The organism is Pseudomonas sp. 2835 (genome assembly GCF_050435905.1).
Classification (GTDB): Bacteria; Pseudomonadota; Gammaproteobacteria; order Pseudomonadales; family Pseudomonadaceae; genus Aquipseudomonas.
The window spans coordinates 337,689-352,772 of record NZ_JBNDLE010000006.1 but is presented as its reverse complement, the minus strand read 5'-3'; the positions used below and the strand labels follow the sequence as shown (position 1 = coordinate 352,772).

14 protein-coding genes and 1 pseudogene are annotated in these 15,084 nt (G+C 60.7%); 5 read left to right on the top strand and 10 right to left on the bottom strand.

What is annotated here, in order from left to right:
• Nucleotides 1-235: 235 nt before the first annotated feature.
• On the bottom strand, nucleotides 236-592 hold the full coding sequence (gene queD, locus ABIE20_RS11855; protein ID WP_010226613.1) for a 6-carboxytetrahydropterin synthase QueD: 357 nt from the start codon (nucleotides 590-592) through the stop codon (nucleotides 236-238).
• 49 nt (nucleotides 593-641) lie between these two features.
• Nucleotides 642-1,724 (bottom strand): patatin-like phospholipase family protein, encoded by a 1,083-nt coding sequence (locus tag ABIE20_RS11850; RefSeq protein WP_429505258.1) that lies wholly within the window; start codon nucleotides 1,722-1,724, stop codon nucleotides 642-644.
• A gap of 157 nt (nucleotides 1,725-1,881) precedes the next feature.
• Between ABIE20_RS11850 and ABIE20_RS11845 the strand changes: the two genes are divergently transcribed.
• From ABIE20_RS11845 to ABIE20_RS11830, 4 genes are read left to right on the top strand one after another with little or no spacing between them, the layout of a single operon-like run.
• The gene (locus tag ABIE20_RS11845) at nucleotides 1,882-2,190 is read left to right on the top strand and encodes a PepSY domain-containing protein (RefSeq protein ID WP_429505257.1); all 309 of its coding nucleotides are present in this window, start codon (nucleotides 1,882-1,884) and stop codon (nucleotides 2,188-2,190) included.
• 11 nt (nucleotides 2,191-2,201) lie between these two features.
• A complete protein-coding gene (locus ABIE20_RS11840) occupies nucleotides 2,202-2,504 on the top strand; it encodes a PepSY domain-containing protein (protein ID WP_429505256.1) in 303 nt (100 codons plus the stop codon).
• Nucleotides 2,504-3,172 (top strand): response regulator transcription factor, encoded by a 669-nt coding sequence (locus ABIE20_RS11835; RefSeq protein ID WP_429505255.1) that lies wholly within the window; start codon nucleotides 2,504-2,506, stop codon nucleotides 3,170-3,172. The genes ABIE20_RS11840 and ABIE20_RS11835 overlap by 1 nt, the downstream gene beginning before the upstream one ends.
• On the top strand, nucleotides 3,169-4,488 hold the full coding sequence (locus ABIE20_RS11830) for a sensor histidine kinase (RefSeq protein ID WP_429505254.1): 1,320 nt from the start codon (nucleotides 3,169-3,171) through the stop codon (nucleotides 4,486-4,488). Before ABIE20_RS11835 ends, ABIE20_RS11830 begins: the two co-directional genes overlap by 4 nt.
• Before the next feature lie 113 nt (nucleotides 4,489-4,601).
• Here the strand turns inward: ABIE20_RS11830 and ABIE20_RS11825 are convergent, their stop codons facing one another.
• From ABIE20_RS11825 to ABIE20_RS11800, 6 genes and pseudogenes are all read right to left on the bottom strand, one after another.
• Nucleotides 4,602-4,925 carry a DUF3077 domain-containing protein gene (locus tag ABIE20_RS11825; RefSeq protein WP_429505253.1) on the bottom strand — a complete coding sequence of 108 codons (324 nt, stop codon included), beginning with the start codon at nucleotides 4,923-4,925 and terminating at the stop codon, nucleotides 4,602-4,604.
• 285 nt (nucleotides 4,926-5,210) lie between these two features.
• Nucleotides 5,211-6,290, bottom strand: coding sequence for a GTP pyrophosphokinase (locus ABIE20_RS11820; RefSeq protein ID WP_429505252.1), 1,080 nt, complete (start codon nucleotides 6,288-6,290; stop codon nucleotides 5,211-5,213).
• A 115-nt stretch (nucleotides 6,291-6,405) separates the two neighbouring features.
• Entirely contained in the window at nucleotides 6,406-7,257 is an 852-nt protein-coding gene (locus tag ABIE20_RS11815; RefSeq protein ID WP_429505251.1) for an ABC transporter permease, read from the bottom strand.
• The gene (locus ABIE20_RS11810) at nucleotides 7,254-8,240 is read right to left on the bottom strand and encodes an ABC transporter substrate-binding protein (RefSeq protein WP_429505250.1); all 987 of its coding nucleotides are present in this window, start codon (nucleotides 8,238-8,240) and stop codon (nucleotides 7,254-7,256) included. Before ABIE20_RS11810 ends, ABIE20_RS11815 begins: the two co-directional genes overlap by 4 nt.
• 103 nt (nucleotides 8,241-8,343) lie before the next feature.
• Nucleotides 8,344-9,099, bottom strand: a complete 756-nt coding sequence (locus tag ABIE20_RS11805) for a methyl-accepting chemotaxis protein (RefSeq protein WP_374045273.1) — start codon at nucleotides 9,097-9,099, stop codon at nucleotides 8,344-8,346.
• Nucleotides 9,100-9,201: 102 nt separating this feature from the next.
• Nucleotides 9,202-10,170, bottom strand: a pseudogene (locus ABIE20_RS11800) (HAMP domain-containing protein); the annotation flags it as partial.
• Nucleotides 10,171-10,760: 590 nt separating this feature from the next.
• On the opposite strand from ABIE20_RS11800, the gene ABIE20_RS11795 reads away from it, so the two are divergent.
• Nucleotides 10,761-12,080: a Na+/H+ antiporter family protein gene (locus ABIE20_RS11795; RefSeq protein ID WP_429505249.1), complete on the top strand. Its 1,320-nt coding sequence runs from the start codon at nucleotides 10,761-10,763 to the stop codon at nucleotides 12,078-12,080.
• Nucleotides 12,081-12,106: 26 nt separating this feature from the next.
• On the opposite strand, the gene ABIE20_RS11790 is transcribed toward ABIE20_RS11795, so the two are convergent.
• The gene (locus ABIE20_RS11790; RefSeq protein WP_429505248.1) at nucleotides 12,107-13,111 is read right to left on the bottom strand and encodes a FecR family protein; all 1,005 of its coding nucleotides are present in this window, start codon (nucleotides 13,109-13,111) and stop codon (nucleotides 12,107-12,109) included.
• A gap of 191 nt (nucleotides 13,112-13,302) precedes the next feature.
• Nucleotides 13,303-15,072, bottom strand: coding sequence for an acyl-CoA dehydrogenase C-terminal domain-containing protein (locus ABIE20_RS11785; RefSeq protein WP_429505247.1), 1,770 nt, complete (start codon nucleotides 15,070-15,072; stop codon nucleotides 13,303-13,305).
• Nucleotides 15,073-15,084: the final 12 nt, after the last annotated feature.

The window sequence follows — 15,084 nt, the reverse complement described above, 5'->3', positions numbered from 1 at the left end:
TCAGCAGTGAAACGATGCATCGCCGATGGTAGTGTGGGGTTTCCCCATGTGAGAGTAGGTCATCGTCAAGATTAAATTCCGAAACCCCTATCTGCATATGCAGGTAGGGGTTTTGTCTTTCTGGCATCCTGAGCTGTGACTTCTGTGGGAGCGTCGCACCGCCGCTCCTACATGAGTGAAAACCAGCCGAAAAAAAACCACCCCGCAGGGTGGTCTCTTCATATCCAGTACCGACTCAGTCGCCGTAATACTCGCAACCACTGGTGCAGGTCTCATGAATGCGCACCTTGGAAAGCTCAGGCAACAGCGGCTTGACCTGGTCCCAGATCCACTTGGCGATCACTTCGCTGGTCGGGTTCTCCAGGCCAGGGATGTCGTTCAGGTAGTTGTGGTCCAGTTGCTCGTACAGCGGCTTGAAGATCGCCTTGATCTCGGAGAAGTCGCGGATCCAGCCCGTATGTGGATCGAGCGGGCCAGTCAGGTGCAGGGCAACCTTGAACGAATGGCCGTGCAGGCGACCGCACTTGTGCCCTTCAGGCACGTGGGGCAGGCGGTGGGCCGATTCGAACGTAAACTCTTTAAAGATTTCCACGATGTCTTGACTCTGTAAACCAATGCTGGCGGCCAGTTTACCAGCATGGTCACTTCAGTGGTTGCAGATGCGCGTGCAGCTTGCCGGTTTCTATCAGCTCGAGCAGCTCATCGCCCAGGCGCTGGCTTTCGGCCATTGCCTTGTGCCAATAACGCTGACGGCTGCCAGCATCGCCCATGAAGCGCTTGAAGTCGCTACGATCCGGCAACTTGCCGAAGGGCAAGCTGGCCAGATACTGCGGCGAGGGTGCAAGCAGCAGCACGTTGCGCAGCCGATCAACATCGCCACGGCGCCAGGGCAGGGCTTTGTCGAACCAGCCGGGGATGACCTTGTCGGTGAAGTGCGGGTAGAGCACCAGGTCATCGCCGGCGTAGGGCAGGTCCAGGTGATAGTCCAGCAAACCGCCATCCCGATAGGTTCCCTGACCCACGCCCGGAATATCGCGCACACCTTCCATGACCATGGGGATCGACCCGGAAGCCAGCAGGGCGTGGCGCAAATTGGCAACGTCCAGGTGCAGACAGCGCGACGGGAAGTCAGTCAATGGCTGCAGTGGCGGAGCGCTACGGGCATCGTGAAGAATGATCCGCTCGAAGTGACGGGACAGGCGCGGGCGGCCGATCAGGTTGTCGGCGATCACAGACGACAGGCCCATGCCCAAGCGCCCGCGATGATCGTGAGCAAGCAATCCATGGCTCTTCACCACCATGATGTTCAGGCGATAGTCAGCACTTTCGAGGATCTGCGCGTCGCGTCCTTCGAGCAATTCATCGAGCATGCGCGCGCAGCTGCGGCTGACTTCGGCCTGAGTCACGCCCTTGGCAAAGTCCTGTTCGGTGTAAAGCTGTCCCAATCGCTGCAGGGCCTGGGCCGGGTTGGGCAGGCAGGCACTGGCGAAGCGCCAGGAACCGATCGAGGCGCCGATCAGTGAGCGTTCTCGCGGTGCGCTGGGGAGCCACTGGCCGAACAGCGCCAGGTCCAGCCCTTGAATGCCGAGGGCCTTGGGGCCGCCCGCAGCGCCCGGCAGCACGCCCACATCCGCTGCCTGCAAGCCTCGCTCACCAATACGCTGCAGGGCACGGCTACCAGCCTTGAGGGTCAGGGCCGGGTACTTGATATGGATTGCGCTCATACGGGCCTCGCTGTGTTGAGCCGCAATTATAAAGAACAGCGTCCAGATGTGGGGCTGGGCTGCGCTATCATGTCGCCAGTTGTTTTCAGCTTCAATTAAGTTCGGTTGGGTACTCTAGGCCCCGTAGAAACATTTTTGATCTCAACGGAGAGACACCATGAAAACTTTGACTGCCCTGTTCGCCACTGCTGCCCTCGCCCTGAGCGCCAACGTTGCGCTGGCTAAAGACATTCCGACCAATGAAGTGGTCAAGCTGGTTCAGGCCAAGACCATCATGTCCCTGGACGACTTGAACGCCAAGGCGCTGGCCAAGCACCCAGGCGCTACCATCAAGGATTCCGAGCTGGAGGACGTCTACGGCCGCTATGTCTACAAGGTCGAGCTGCGTGACACCCAGAACGTCGAATGGGACGTTGATCTTGATGCCAAGACCGGTGAAGTCCTCAAGGACGCCCAGGACAGCTGATGAGCCCTTGCATGCGAACAGCCCAGACCGTTCTCATTGCGCTGTTGGCCCTCTGCTCGCTGGCTTCGGCCCGCGACCTCGATCAGGATGAAGCCCTGCTATTGCGAAAGCAGGGCGTGATCCAGCCGCTTGAGCAACTTCTGCAGTCCGCCCTGGGGCGTTACCCCGGGGCGAAACTGCTGGAAGCGGAGCTGGAAGAGAAACACGACAGGTACCAGTATGAGGTCGAATTGCTGACCCCCGAAGGCGTGGTGCGCGAGATCAAGCTCGACGCTACCAATGGAGCACTGCTCAAAGACGAGGAAGATGATTGATGCGCCTGTTACTGGTCGAGGACAACGTGCCGCTGGCTGATGAACTGACCCAGAGCCTGCAACGCCAGGGTTATGCGGTCGACTGGCTGGCCGACGGCAGGGATGCGGTCTACCAGGGCAGCAGCGAACCCTATGACCTGATCATTCTCGACCTTGGCTTGCCCGGCTTGCCGGGCCTCGAGGTGCTGGCCCAATGGCGGGCATCGGGGCTGGTGACACCGGTGCTGATCCTCACCGCGCGTGGCTCTTGGGCCGAGCGTATCGAGGGCCTCAAAGCCGGCGCCGATGACTACCTGAGCAAGCCGTTTCACCCGGAAGAACTTCAACTGCGCATCCAGTCGCTGCTGCGTCGTGCCCGTGGCCTGGCCAACCAGCCGACCCTGGAAGCCGCCGGCCTGCAGCTGGACGAAGGCCGCCAGTGTGTGACCCGCGCCGGTGTCGACATCCAGCTCACCGCTGCCGAGTTTCGCCTGCTGCGTTACTTCATGCTCCACCCGCAACAGATCCTGTCGAAAAGCCACCTGGCCGAACACCTCTACGACGGTGAAACCGAGCGCGATTCCAACGTCCTCGAGGTGCACGTCAATCACCTGCGCCGCAAGCTCGGCCGCAGCGTGATTGAAACCCGCCGTGGCCAGGGTTATCGCTATGCCGGGAGCAGCGAGTGAAGTCGATTCAGGCACGCCTGAGCCTTGGCCTGATTGCGGTACTGGTGCTGGTCGGGCTGGCACTGGCGCAGATCAGCCTGTGGCTGTTCGAAGCCGGCCTGCAACGCTACCTGGAAACCGGCCTGCGCAAGGAAAGCGAAAACCTGCTGGTGGCCCTTGTGCGCGGCCAGACCGGCCTTGAGCTGGACGAGCGACGGATATCCTCGGCCTACAAGCGACCGTTTTCCGGCTATTACTTTCGCATCGATTTTGACGGTGGCAACTGGCGTTCACGTTCGTTGTGGGACATGGACATGCCGGCACCGCAAACCCCGGGGCTGCACGCAGGCTTGGAGCTGGGGCCGGAAGGCCAGCAGTTGCTGGTACTGCGCGCCGATTACCGGCGCCTGGGCCAGGCGATTTCCATCAGCGTCGCCCAGGACTACACCCCGGTGCGCGATGGCTTCAGGCGTATGCAGCAGATCGGCCTGGGCTTGGGGTTGGTCGCGCTGTTACTGATCCTGGTGCTGCAACGCATCACCGTGACCCGCTCGTTGCGGCCACTGGAGCGTGCCCGTGAACAGATCGCCCAGTTGCAGCAAGGTCAGCGTTCGCAGCTCGATACCCAGGTGCCTACCGAGCTCGAGCCCCTGGTCGCGCAGATCAACCACTTGCTGGCCCACACCGAAGACAGCCTGCGCCGCTCCCGCAATGCCCTGGGCAACCTCGGTCATGCGCTGAAGACACCTCTGGCGGTGCTGCTCAGCCTGGCTTCCAGCGAACGCCTCAAGGACCTGCCGCAAGTTCGTGCCCAGTTGCGCGACCAACTTGAGCAGATCCAGCAGCGCCTGAGCCGTGAGCTCAATCGCGCGCGCCTGGCCGGCGATGCACTACCGGGCGCGCAGTTTGATTGCGATGCCGAGCTGCCCGGGCTGCTCACGACCCTGGGCATGATCCATGGCGAAGGCCTGGAGCTGAGCAAGCAGGTGCCACCGGGTTTGCTCCTGCCCTGGGACCGCGAAGACCTGCTCGAACTGCTGGGCAACCTGCTGGACAACGCCTGCAAATGGGCGGACAGCGTGGTGCAGTTGAGCATCGAAGAACAGCCGCAACGCTACTGCCTGTGGATCGACGATGACGGCCCCGGCATTCCGCAGACGGCTCGTGAACAAGTGCTTGAGCGCGGTACCCGCCTTGACGAGCAGGTCGATGGCCACGGCCTGGGCCTGGGCATCGTGCGCGATATTGTCGAGGCCTGGGGCGGGCAGATGCGTTTGCTTGAGAGCCCGCTGGGTGGCTTGCGGGTCAGCATCGAGCTGCCGCGCAGGGTCAGATAGCATCGCGGGTCATGTGGGAGCGGGCTTGCCCCGCGATGAGTTCTCATGATGAATCGCTAAGGTTATCTCAAAACTCCGACGGGCACTGGCTGAAGCCAGTGCCCGTCCTCAAGTTACGAAGATCCCTTCCTTTGCGCCATTGAATGGTCTTCCAGGCCGTCAAGTACCGCTTCGGTCAATGCCTTTGCCATTTCCAGTGAATGTTGCGTCGCCCACAGCAGCTCGCGTAAGTCAGCGTCTGCTTTCTCCAGTGCTTGGGCATTGGTGACAAAGGCACAGCGTTGCAGAACCGAAATGTGCACTAGCGCATCTTCGATATCGACACCTGCACGCACGGCGAACAACGGATCATGGCTACCGTCGCAGGAGCCGAAGAGGGTGCAGGTAGTTTTTGCTGGAGCGCCGGCTGGCGGGGGATCCGGAACGATCTTGATCATGACGCGACTCCTTTTGCAGTGGAACCGCCAACCATCACTTGCAGTTGATTGGGTGGCAGCTGCGTGCGGGCCTGCAAGGCCGGGGCAAAAGGAACCCGGCAGGCCCGAAGGCCTCCCACACGCAGCCACCATAGATCGAATCACAAGCGCGTCAGCGCCAATGATTTGAAGGGTGGCGCTATGCGCCTTTTGCTTGACGGGCTTGCAGACCCGACCGCTGAATTTGCAGCGGCGGAGGGAGCGTAGCGGGATCTCGGGTGGAATTCAAGCAGTGGCTATTAGTAATTAATTATGGTGTGGGGCAGGTTTGGCTGCCAGCGTTTGACGAGCTGCAGCCAATACGTCTTCAAGGTAATTCTGTCCCCATATTTCGTTTTCTAAGATAAAGCCATACTCTTGGCGATCATGAAGCATCGCTACTACCATTACCGAGCACCAGTGGCTGTTTCCACCTGTTACACGTCTTAATTCGGTACCGTCACTCGTTACGTTCGCTGCTAGGTTTTTAAAGAAGTTCTTCGCATTTTTTGAAAATTCAAGAAGTAGTTCATTAAGATCATCTAGTGTGCTTATACGAAAGCCAGCACAGATTTCGCTTATCTGATGGATTTCACTTGAGCTGTAGTTTTTGAATCCCGCCATTGAAACTGTACGGCTAAGTTTGCTGAAGACTTCAGATGACTCTAGGTACTGTTGAAGGGCAACAGAATTGATTGCAACATCGAGGTTGCTGTTAGCTAGTTCTTTGGATACTTTAGAATGCAGGTTTGCAGTTTTCTTTCGTAGATCAGAAAATTGCTCATCCGATAACTCCAGAAGCCCAGATAATCTGCTCAGTTGGCGTGAAAATTGGCTTGGGATGTCTGCACTGCTTTTGTATTGAAGTGCGTGTGAAATAGATGCCCATGCATGCTGAAGAACTGTGCGGATTTGAATTTCAAAATTGAAGTTCGCGTACGATTGCCATTCTAGGAGATCGATGCGCTTTTCACTGACTCGGCAAATCAGATGGACGGAAATGTATCCAAACTGGTCGTTTTTTAGCTCGCTTCGTTTGTCAGTTGATTTTTTATCGTCGACTGTAAACTCATTTCTGATTGCTTTCGATAGGCGTTCTACGTCTTCTTGATAGTAGAGTATTACGCGTAAGCCACATAGGTCAGTTATGTCTTCCAGTGGGTTGTTGTAAGATTTCCCTGGGCGACTGATTTTTTCGGAAAAGCTTTCTACTGTTTTAGATCTTGATTCTATTGTGTGAATATCAATATTTACCGATCTTGCAATATCTCTTAGCAAGGTTTGAAGTCGAGTCCCCAATGTATCCAGCGTGGGGCGAAGTTCTTTGTATCTTTCAATATAATTCACTTTTTAAACGCTCGCAGGTTTCCGTTCCTAAAAGAAGAGTCTTATGGCTCTATTTCAGGATAATGCTACTAATAGGCTGTAAATATGTCCATATTGATTTGATTCTGATTTGCCATTACGTCCTTCGCACCTGCCCATACGCCTGACTAATCCTGTCAATCACCATCGCCAGCGCCACAATCGCCAACCCGGCCTCCACCCCTTTGCCAACATTGAGCGTCTGAATACCCGCCAGCACATCTTCCCCCAACCCGCGCGCGCCAATCATCGAGGCGACCACCACCATCGACAGCGCCATCATCACCGACTGGTTGAGCCCGGCCATGATGCTCGGCATCGCCAGTGGCAGTTGCACCCGCCGCAGCCGCTGCCAGCGACTGGCACCCAGGCCGTGGGCCGCCTGGGTCAGTCTCGGGTCGATCTGGCTCAGGCCCAGTTCGGTCAGGCGGATCAACGGCGGCAGGGCGTATATCAGGGTGGCGAAGATCGCCGGTACCTTGCCCAGGCCGAACAGCATCAGCACCGGGATCAGGTAGACGAAGCTGGGCAGCGTTTGCATGACGTCGAGCACCGGCATCAGCAGTTTGCGCGCCAAGGGCCGGCTGGCCAGCAAAATGCCGAGCGGGATACCGATCAGCACGCACAGGCCGGTGCTCACCAGCACCAGTGCGCAGGTTTGCAGGAGCTTGTCCCACAGGCCGACCACGCCGATCAGAAACAACAAGGCGCTGAGCACCAGGGCGCGGGTGATGCTGCGGCTGGCGTGCCAGGTCATCAGCGCGACGATCACCAGCAACAGCCACCAGGGCGTCAGGCGCAGCAGGTTTTCCAGGCCGACCAGCACTTGCAGCAAACCATCGGAAACATTGCGCAATTGATCGCCGTAAGCCAGTACCAGCCAATCGACGAAGCGGTTAACGGCATCGGCAAAGGAGTAATGCAGCGCTTCAGGAAAGCCTCCACTCACAGGCTGGCCTCGACCTTGCTCGCCACTTCGGCCGGTAGCCAGGCTTTCCAGATGTCCGGGTTAGCGCGCATGAACCTGAGCGCCGCATCCTTGGGCGATTCGCGCTGTTCACTCATCTGCGCCAGGGTCTTGTTCAAGGTATCGATGGGCAGATCGACCTTGGCGAAGAACTCGACCAGTTCGGGATAATCGGTTTTGAACGGCGCCGAAACACCGATGGACAATTTCGCCGGCAACGAGCGCGTGCCTTGCGGGTTCGGGTGATTGGCGTCGGTCAGGGTATTCCAGGCGTCGGCATTGAAAGGTGGTTCTTCCAGGCGCACCAGATCGTAGCGGCCCATCAACGGGGTAGGGCTCCAGTAGTAGAACAGCACCGGTTTGCCGCGGCGGATCGCCGAGGTTATTTCGGCATCGAGCGCTGCGCCCGAGCCGCTGCGAAAGTTCACGTAGTCCTGGTCCAGCCCATAGGCCTTGAGCTTCTGGCTGTTGACCGTCTCGGAGGTCCAGCCGCTGGGGCTGTTGAGGAAGCGGCCCTTATCGGGCGATTCGGGGTCTGCGAATACGGCCTTGTACTGCTTGAGGTCCGTCACCGAGCGCAGCGTGGGCGCCAGCTCCTTGATCACGTAGGCCGGCACATACCAGCCCTCATCGGCGTTCTTCACCGTGTCGCCGATGCTGAACACCTGGCCGGCGTGTTCGGCCTTGATCCAGGCCGGGCTGCGGCCGGCCCATTCCTCACCGATGACCTGGATGTCGTTGCGCGCCAGCGCCACTTCCATGCTCACGGTGCTGCCGGGCAGAGTATCGGTGGGGTAGCCGTAGCCTTTCTCGACGATCAGCCGCAGGATTTCGGTGGTGAGGCTGCCGCTTTCCCAGGTGATGTCACCGAAGTGGATGGGCGTGGATTTATCGGCGGCGTAGCTTGAGGTGACCAGGCCCAGCGCCAGGAGGGCGCTGGTCAGCAAAGTGGTGATCGGCTTCATTGTGCCTCGCTCGCAGGGTAGGGAGTCTGGCAAGTGTAGTAGACCGATCGCGGGGCAAGCCCGCTCCTACAGATGAGTAGGAACTGGCTTGCCCCGCGAGCTGTTACACCCGGAACTGATCCATCAGCCCCTGCTGCTGGTTGGCCAGGCTGTTGAGCGACTGGCTGACCCGCGCCGATTCGTTGGCCTGTTCCGACAGAGATTCGGTGACGTCACGAATGGTCGCCACGTTGCTGTTGATCTCTTCGGCCACCGCGCTCTGCTCTTCAGCGGCGCTGGCGATCTGCAGGTTCATGTCGCTGATCACCGTGACCGCATTGCCGATCTGCTGCAGGGCGGTGACCGCCTGGCCGACCTGCTCGACGCTGCCCTGGGCCTGGCGATGGCTGCTGTCCATGGCACCGACCACTTCGCGGGTGCCGGCCTGCAGCTCTTCGATGACCTGGCGGGTTTCTTCCACCGATTCTTGGGTGCGGCGGGCGAGGTTGCGGACCTCGTCGGCGACCACGGCAAAGCCACGACCGGCTTCACCGGCACGGGCAGCTTCGATGGCGGCGTTGAGGGCCAGCAGGTTGGTCTGCTCGGCGATCGAGCGGATCACTTCCAGCACCGAACCGATCTTCTCGCTATTCTCGGCCAGGCCTTCGACCTGGCCCATGGCGGTGCTCATGTCGGCAGCCAGGGTATCGATGCTGCTGGTGGTGCGGTCGATAACCGCCAGGCCCTGGCGGGTGGCCTGGTCGGCGTCGCGGGCAGCCTGGGCGGCTTGTGCGGCGCTGCGGGCGACGTCCTGGGCGGTGGCGCTCATTTCATGGGAGGCAGTAGCTACCTGGTCGACCTGGCGGTATTGCTGCTCCATGCCGGCGCTGGTCTGGGTGGCGATGGCCGAAGACTGGTCGGCGGTATCGCGGGCGGCCTGGACCGAGCGTTTGACCTCGGCAATAGTCGGTTGCAACTTGTCGAGGAAGCGGTTGAACCAGCCGGCCAGTTCGCCCAGCTCGTCGCGCTTGTCGTAGGTCAGGCGCCGGGTCAGGTCGCCTTCGCCGCTGGCGATGTCCTTGAGCATCGCCGCCACGCCAAGGATTGGCCGGGTCACGGTGCGCGCCATCAGCCAGATCAGCAGCAAGCCGACGATGGCGGCCAGCAGGCCCAGGCCCAACTCCATCAGGGTGCCGCTGGTGTTGCGCTGGTCGAGCTCTTGCTTGAGGGCTTCGGCCGGGCCGGTCAGGGCGCTTTCCGGCACGTCGAGCAGCACGCCCCAGGACTTGCCGCCGGGGATTGGCGCAAACGAAGCCAGCACTTTCAGGCGCTGGTTGTGGTGGATGCTGTGCAGCGGCGTGCTGTCGCCGAGCAGGCGGATCAGTTCGGCGCCTTTTTCGCTGTCGACCTGGTCAAAGCGCTGGGCCAGCTTGCTGGCATCCGGGCTGTAACCGGCCAGCAGGCCCACGGGGCTGAGGATGCCGACCTGGGTCTGGCCCTGGTACAGATTGCGGCTGGCCTGTTGGCTCATGGCCTGCAGGCTGTTGAGGTTGATGTCGATGGACAGGGTGGCGATGACCTTGTCGGCCGCCTTCAGCGGGAACACGATGCTGGTCATCAGCACCTGCTGGCCGTTGATCTCATAGAAGTAGGGCTCGATCACACAGACCTTGCCGGTGGTGCGCGGGCATACCGACCAGGTGTTGGCCGGCTCGCCGCTGGGACCGATGCTGGTGTCGTTCATGTCACGCTCGGGCAGCGCCATCGAGGTCAGCTGGCCCGGGGTCGGTTGCGACCAGTACAGGGCGAAGCGGCCTTTCTCGTTGCTGCCCAGTTCTTTCTGGTCGACGAACAGCGCGTCCTTGTTGTCCAGCGCGTTGGGTTCGAACACCAGCGACAGGCCGAGCAGGTCGGGGTTGGCCTGCAGCGCGGCGCGCACCTGGCGGGTCATGTCTTCGCGCAGGTCGAAGGCATCGAGGAAGCGTTTTTCGGCCTGCTCGCGAAGGAACAGCACCTGGCGCGAGAAGCCGGCGCCGTACTGGTAGGCGTCCATGAACTGGCGACGGATATTCAGCGCCTGGACTTCGCCCTGGGATTCGATACGCCCCTGGGCCGCTTCGGTGAGCATCTGCATGCTGCTGGCCTTGACCAGTTGCGTGCTGTGCTCCATGCGGTACAGCGAGAGTCCCACCAGCAGGGTGACGATGCCGGCCAGGCACAGGCCGGCCAGCAGGGTGATCTTCCACTGAATGGAAAGTTGTCTGAACGACATGGCGAAGTCCTTTGATCCTGAAAGATTGAGGCTGCCGACTATGTCGGCCGCAATGCCGTTTTCTTTATTCAAACGTTCAATTGAAATGCGTCGTTTTCGGTCGCTGAAGCGACTTATTGTCGCAGGCGCTTGAGCCCGTTTTTTTGACAAGCGCGGGGGTCTGCTTCAGAGTGTGCGCCCTCCATAAAAATACCTGTCGTTCGGCCACTGCTCCCGAGCAGTCTGTCGCCGGATCGGTCGCTTTTCGTCTGGTTTCTAGAGGTCACAGAATGAATGCAGTAATTGCCGCGGTCGGCATCATGCTGATATTGAGCCTGTCCCGCGTGCATGTGGTGATTGCCCTGATCGTCGGCGCCTTGGCCGGTGGCCTGGTGGGTGGCCTGGGCATCGAAGGCACGCTCAAGGCCTTCAACGGCGGGCTAGGTGGCGGTGCCACAGTGGCGCTGTCCTACGCCTTGCTCGGCGCTTTCGCCGTAGCCATTGCCAAGTCCGGCATGGCCCACGCCCTGGCCGATCGCGCCCTGGCCATGATCGATCGCCAGGGCCACAGCAACGGCGGCAAGGTCAAATGGCTGTTGATCGGCCTGTTGCTGGTGGTGGCGATTTCTTCGCAGAATATTTTGCCGATCCACATCGCCTTCATTCCGCTGCTGGTGCCACCGCTGCTGTATGTGCTGACCAAGCTGCAGATCGACCGGCGCCTGGTGGCCTGCGTGATGACCTTCGGCCTGATCACTCCGTACATCTTCCTGCCGGTGGGCTTTGGCAACATCTTCCTCAACCAGATCCTGCTGGGCAGTGTCAGCCGTAGCGGTGTAGATGTCAGTGGCGTCAATGTCACCCACGCCATGGCCATCCCGGCGGCGGGCATGCTCTTCGGCCTGCTGGTGGCGGTGTTCATCAGCTACCGCAAGAAGCGCGTGTATGACCTTGAGAAAATCGAGCAGGTCGAGCAGGTGGCGGTCAGCTACAACCCGCTGACCTTGCTGGTGGCCGGTTTTGCCATTGCTGCGGCGTTCATCATCCAGCTGTGGCTGGACTCGATGATCATCGGCGCCATGGCCGGTTTTCTGATCTTCTCGGTATCTGGCATCGTGCGCTGGAAAGACACCGACGATCTGTTCACCGAAGGCATGAAGATGATGGCCATGATCGGCTTCATCATGATTGCCGCTTCAGGCTTTGCTGAAGTAATGAAAGCCACTGGCGAGGTGAAGACCCTGGTCGAGGCCTCGGCGGCCTGGATCAACCACAGCAAGGGTGTCGGTGCGCTGCTGATGCTGCTGGTGGGCCTGCTGGTCACCATGGGCATCGGCTCGTCGTTCTCCACCGTGCCGATCCTCGCGGCGATCTTCGTGCCGCTGTGCGTGCAACTGGGCTTCGATCCTGTGGCGACCGTGTGCATCGTCGGTACTGCCGGTGCCTTGGGCGATGCCGGTTCACCGGCGTCGGACTCGACCCTGGGGCCGACCTCGGGCTTGAACGTCGACGGTCAGCATCACCATATCTGGGACACCGTGGTACCGACCTTCATCCACTACAACCTGCCGTTGCTGGCGTTCGGTTGGCTGGCGGCGATGATGCTCTAGGGCAGAGCGAGGGCTGAGCGCAAGGCTCAGCCTTTGGCGGGGGGGGGCGAGATGCGATTGAGCACCATGTTGCCGCTTTTGTTCTGGGTCAGGTACACCGGCAGCACCTTGGGCAGGGTGCTGACCAGGCGCTTGATCTCGCTGGTGTTGTAGATGCCGCTGATGCGAATACTACCGGTACTGGTATCGGCCAGCAGCAGCGGTTTGTCCAGGTAACGGTTGATCATCGGCAGGGCCTGGGCCAGGCTCTGGTTGTCGAGGATCAGCTTGCCGGTGCGCCAGGCCAGGCTGTTGTCCTGGTTGTCGGTCTGGGCCAGGTGCGGTTCATAGTCACCGGCCTTGTAGCTGGCCTGCATGCCCGGGCCGAGGCGATAGCTGCTGTCGCTGGCGTTGCCGTCACTGCTGACCAGCACCGAACCTTCGACCAGGGTCACCTTGACCTGATCATCATATTTCCACACGTTGAACTGGGTGCCGGTGACCCGCGTCCAGCCGTTGGCCGCGTGCACCACGAACGGGTGCTGGCTGTCGTGGCTGACCTTGAAGAACGCCTCGCCCTTGATCAGGGTGACCCGGCGCTCATCCTTGTAGTTGGTGAAGCGCAGTTGGGTATTGAGGTTCAGTTCGACCGCGCTGCCATCACTGAGCACCACGCGATTGACCCGCTCGCCGGTCTCCAGGGACTGGTAGCTATTGGGTAGCCAGCCTTGTTCCCAACCGATCCAGGCGCCTGCTGGCAGGGCCACCAAGGCGATGGCTGCGGCGCTGGCGAAACGCTGCCAGGTGTTGCGGCGCCGTTGAGGCAGGGGCACGACGTTATCCGGGAAGGTTCGCGGCAGGTGGTCGGCGGTTTGCCAGATTTCCATCATCGCCTGGTATTCCTGCAGGTGAAGCGGACTGGCTGTCAGCCATTGCTCGAACGCGCGCCGCTCGGCGGCGGTGCAGTCTTCAGCTTGCAGGCGAAGGCACCACTGCGCGGCGGCATCGGTGATGGCATCGTGTTCGGCGGCGCTGAGACTGGTGTGGTTCATTGAAACTCCCGGTTTTGTCCATTCTACCTTGCAGGGTAGGCGGGCGAGAACCGAGATAATGGCGAATGACTATCAGTTGTAAGATTTTTTACCGCCAAAACCCCGTAAAACCGCGGATCTGACAATGATTGCTTACAAAATTGCGGACGAAAGGCAGGCCTGCGCTACCGACGGGCAGCGCAGGCGACTGTTCAGAACTGCGCAGCGTCCAGTTCGAACAATGAAGCACTGCCGGCGCGAATGCTCGCGTTAAGCGACAGGGTCCGTGGCAGCAGTCGTTCGAAGAAGAACCCGGCGCTGGCCAGCTTGGCACCGTAGAACGCCGGGTCCTGAACCAGCGAATCGCGGGCGACGGCGGCCATGCGCGACCACATGTAGGCGTAGGTAACGTAGCCGAACAGTTGCAGGTACTCCACAGAGGCCGCGCCGATGGCATTCGGATCGCGGCTCGCTTGCTCGCACAACCACTGGCTGAGGTCTTCGAGTTCGCCCAGGGCCTTGAGCAGCGGCTGGCGGAACGGTGGTTCACTTTCGCTGAACTGGCGAATCTGCATGGCAAAGGCCGCCAGCGCCTGGCCGCCATCGGCCACCACCTTGCGCCCGAGCAGATCCAGGGCCTGGATACCGTTGGTGCCCTCGTAGATCTGCGCGATACGCACATCGCGCACCAGTTGCTCCTGGCCCCATTCGCGAATGTAGCCATGGCCGCCGAACACCTGCTGGCCGAGTACACAGCTTTCCAGGCCGTTGTCGGTGAAAAACGCCTTGGCAACCGGCGTCAGCAGGGCCACCTGGCGTTGCGCCGCGTCGCGTTCATCGGCGTCTTCGGCGTACTTGGCGATATCCAGTTGCTGGCCGACATAGGTGGCGAAGGCGCGCCCGCCTTCGGTGAGGGCGCGCATGGTCAGCAACATGCGTCGCACATCCGGGTGGACGATGATCGGGTCGGCAATCTGCTGCTTGTTCCGGGCACCTGTGGCCGCACGGCTTTGCAGGCGCTCACAGGCGTAGCGGGCGGCGTTCTGGTACGAGGCCTCGGCGCAACCTATGCCCTGGATGCCAATCGACAGGCGCTCGTAGTTCATCATCGTGAACATCGCCGCCAGGCCGCGGTTCTGTTCGCCGATCAGGTAGCCGGTGGCGCCGTCGAAGTTCATCACGCAGGTGGCCGAGGCCTTGATGCCCATCTTGTGTTCGAGCGAGCCGCAGCTCACCGCGTTGCTGGCGCCCAGGCTGCCGTCGGCATTGACCAGACGCTTGGGCACCAGGAACAGCGAGATGCCCTTGGGCCCGGCCGGTGCGTCCGGCAGCTTGGCCAGCACCAGGTGGATGATGTTTTCAGTCAGGTCCTGGTCGCCGCCGGTGATGAAGATCTTGGTACCGCTGACCTTGTAGCTGCCATCAGCCTGGGGCTCGGCCTTGCTGCGAATGATGCCCAGGTCAGTGCCAGCGTGGGGCTCGGTCAGGCACATGGTGCCGGCCCACTGGCCGCTGTATAGCGCTGGCAGGTAGTTGGCCTTGAGCGCTTCAGTGGCGTGGGCATCGATGGCCAGGCAGCAGCCGGCGCTCAGGGCCGAGTACAGGCTGAAGCTGCAGTTGGCGGCATAGAGCATTTCTTCGAATTGCACAGCGAGCATCTTCGGCATGCCCAGGCCGCCATATTCCGGGTTGCCAGCCAGGCCTACCCAGCCACCGTCGCGGTAGGTTTGCCAGGCTTGGCGAAAGCCGTCCGGGGTGCGCACGTTCCCGTCCTCGATGGCCACGCCCTGTTCATCGCCGCTGCGGTTGAGCGGGGCAATCAGCTGGCCGGTGATTTTCGCCGCCTCTTCGAGGATGGCATCGGCGGTGTCGGCATCGACCCGTTCGGCCAGGGCCGGCAGGCGCGCCCACAAGGCCGGGCCATGGAACACTTCATGAAGAACAAAGCGCATGTCGCGCAAGGGAGCATTGAATTCAGGCATGGCAGTTCTCGC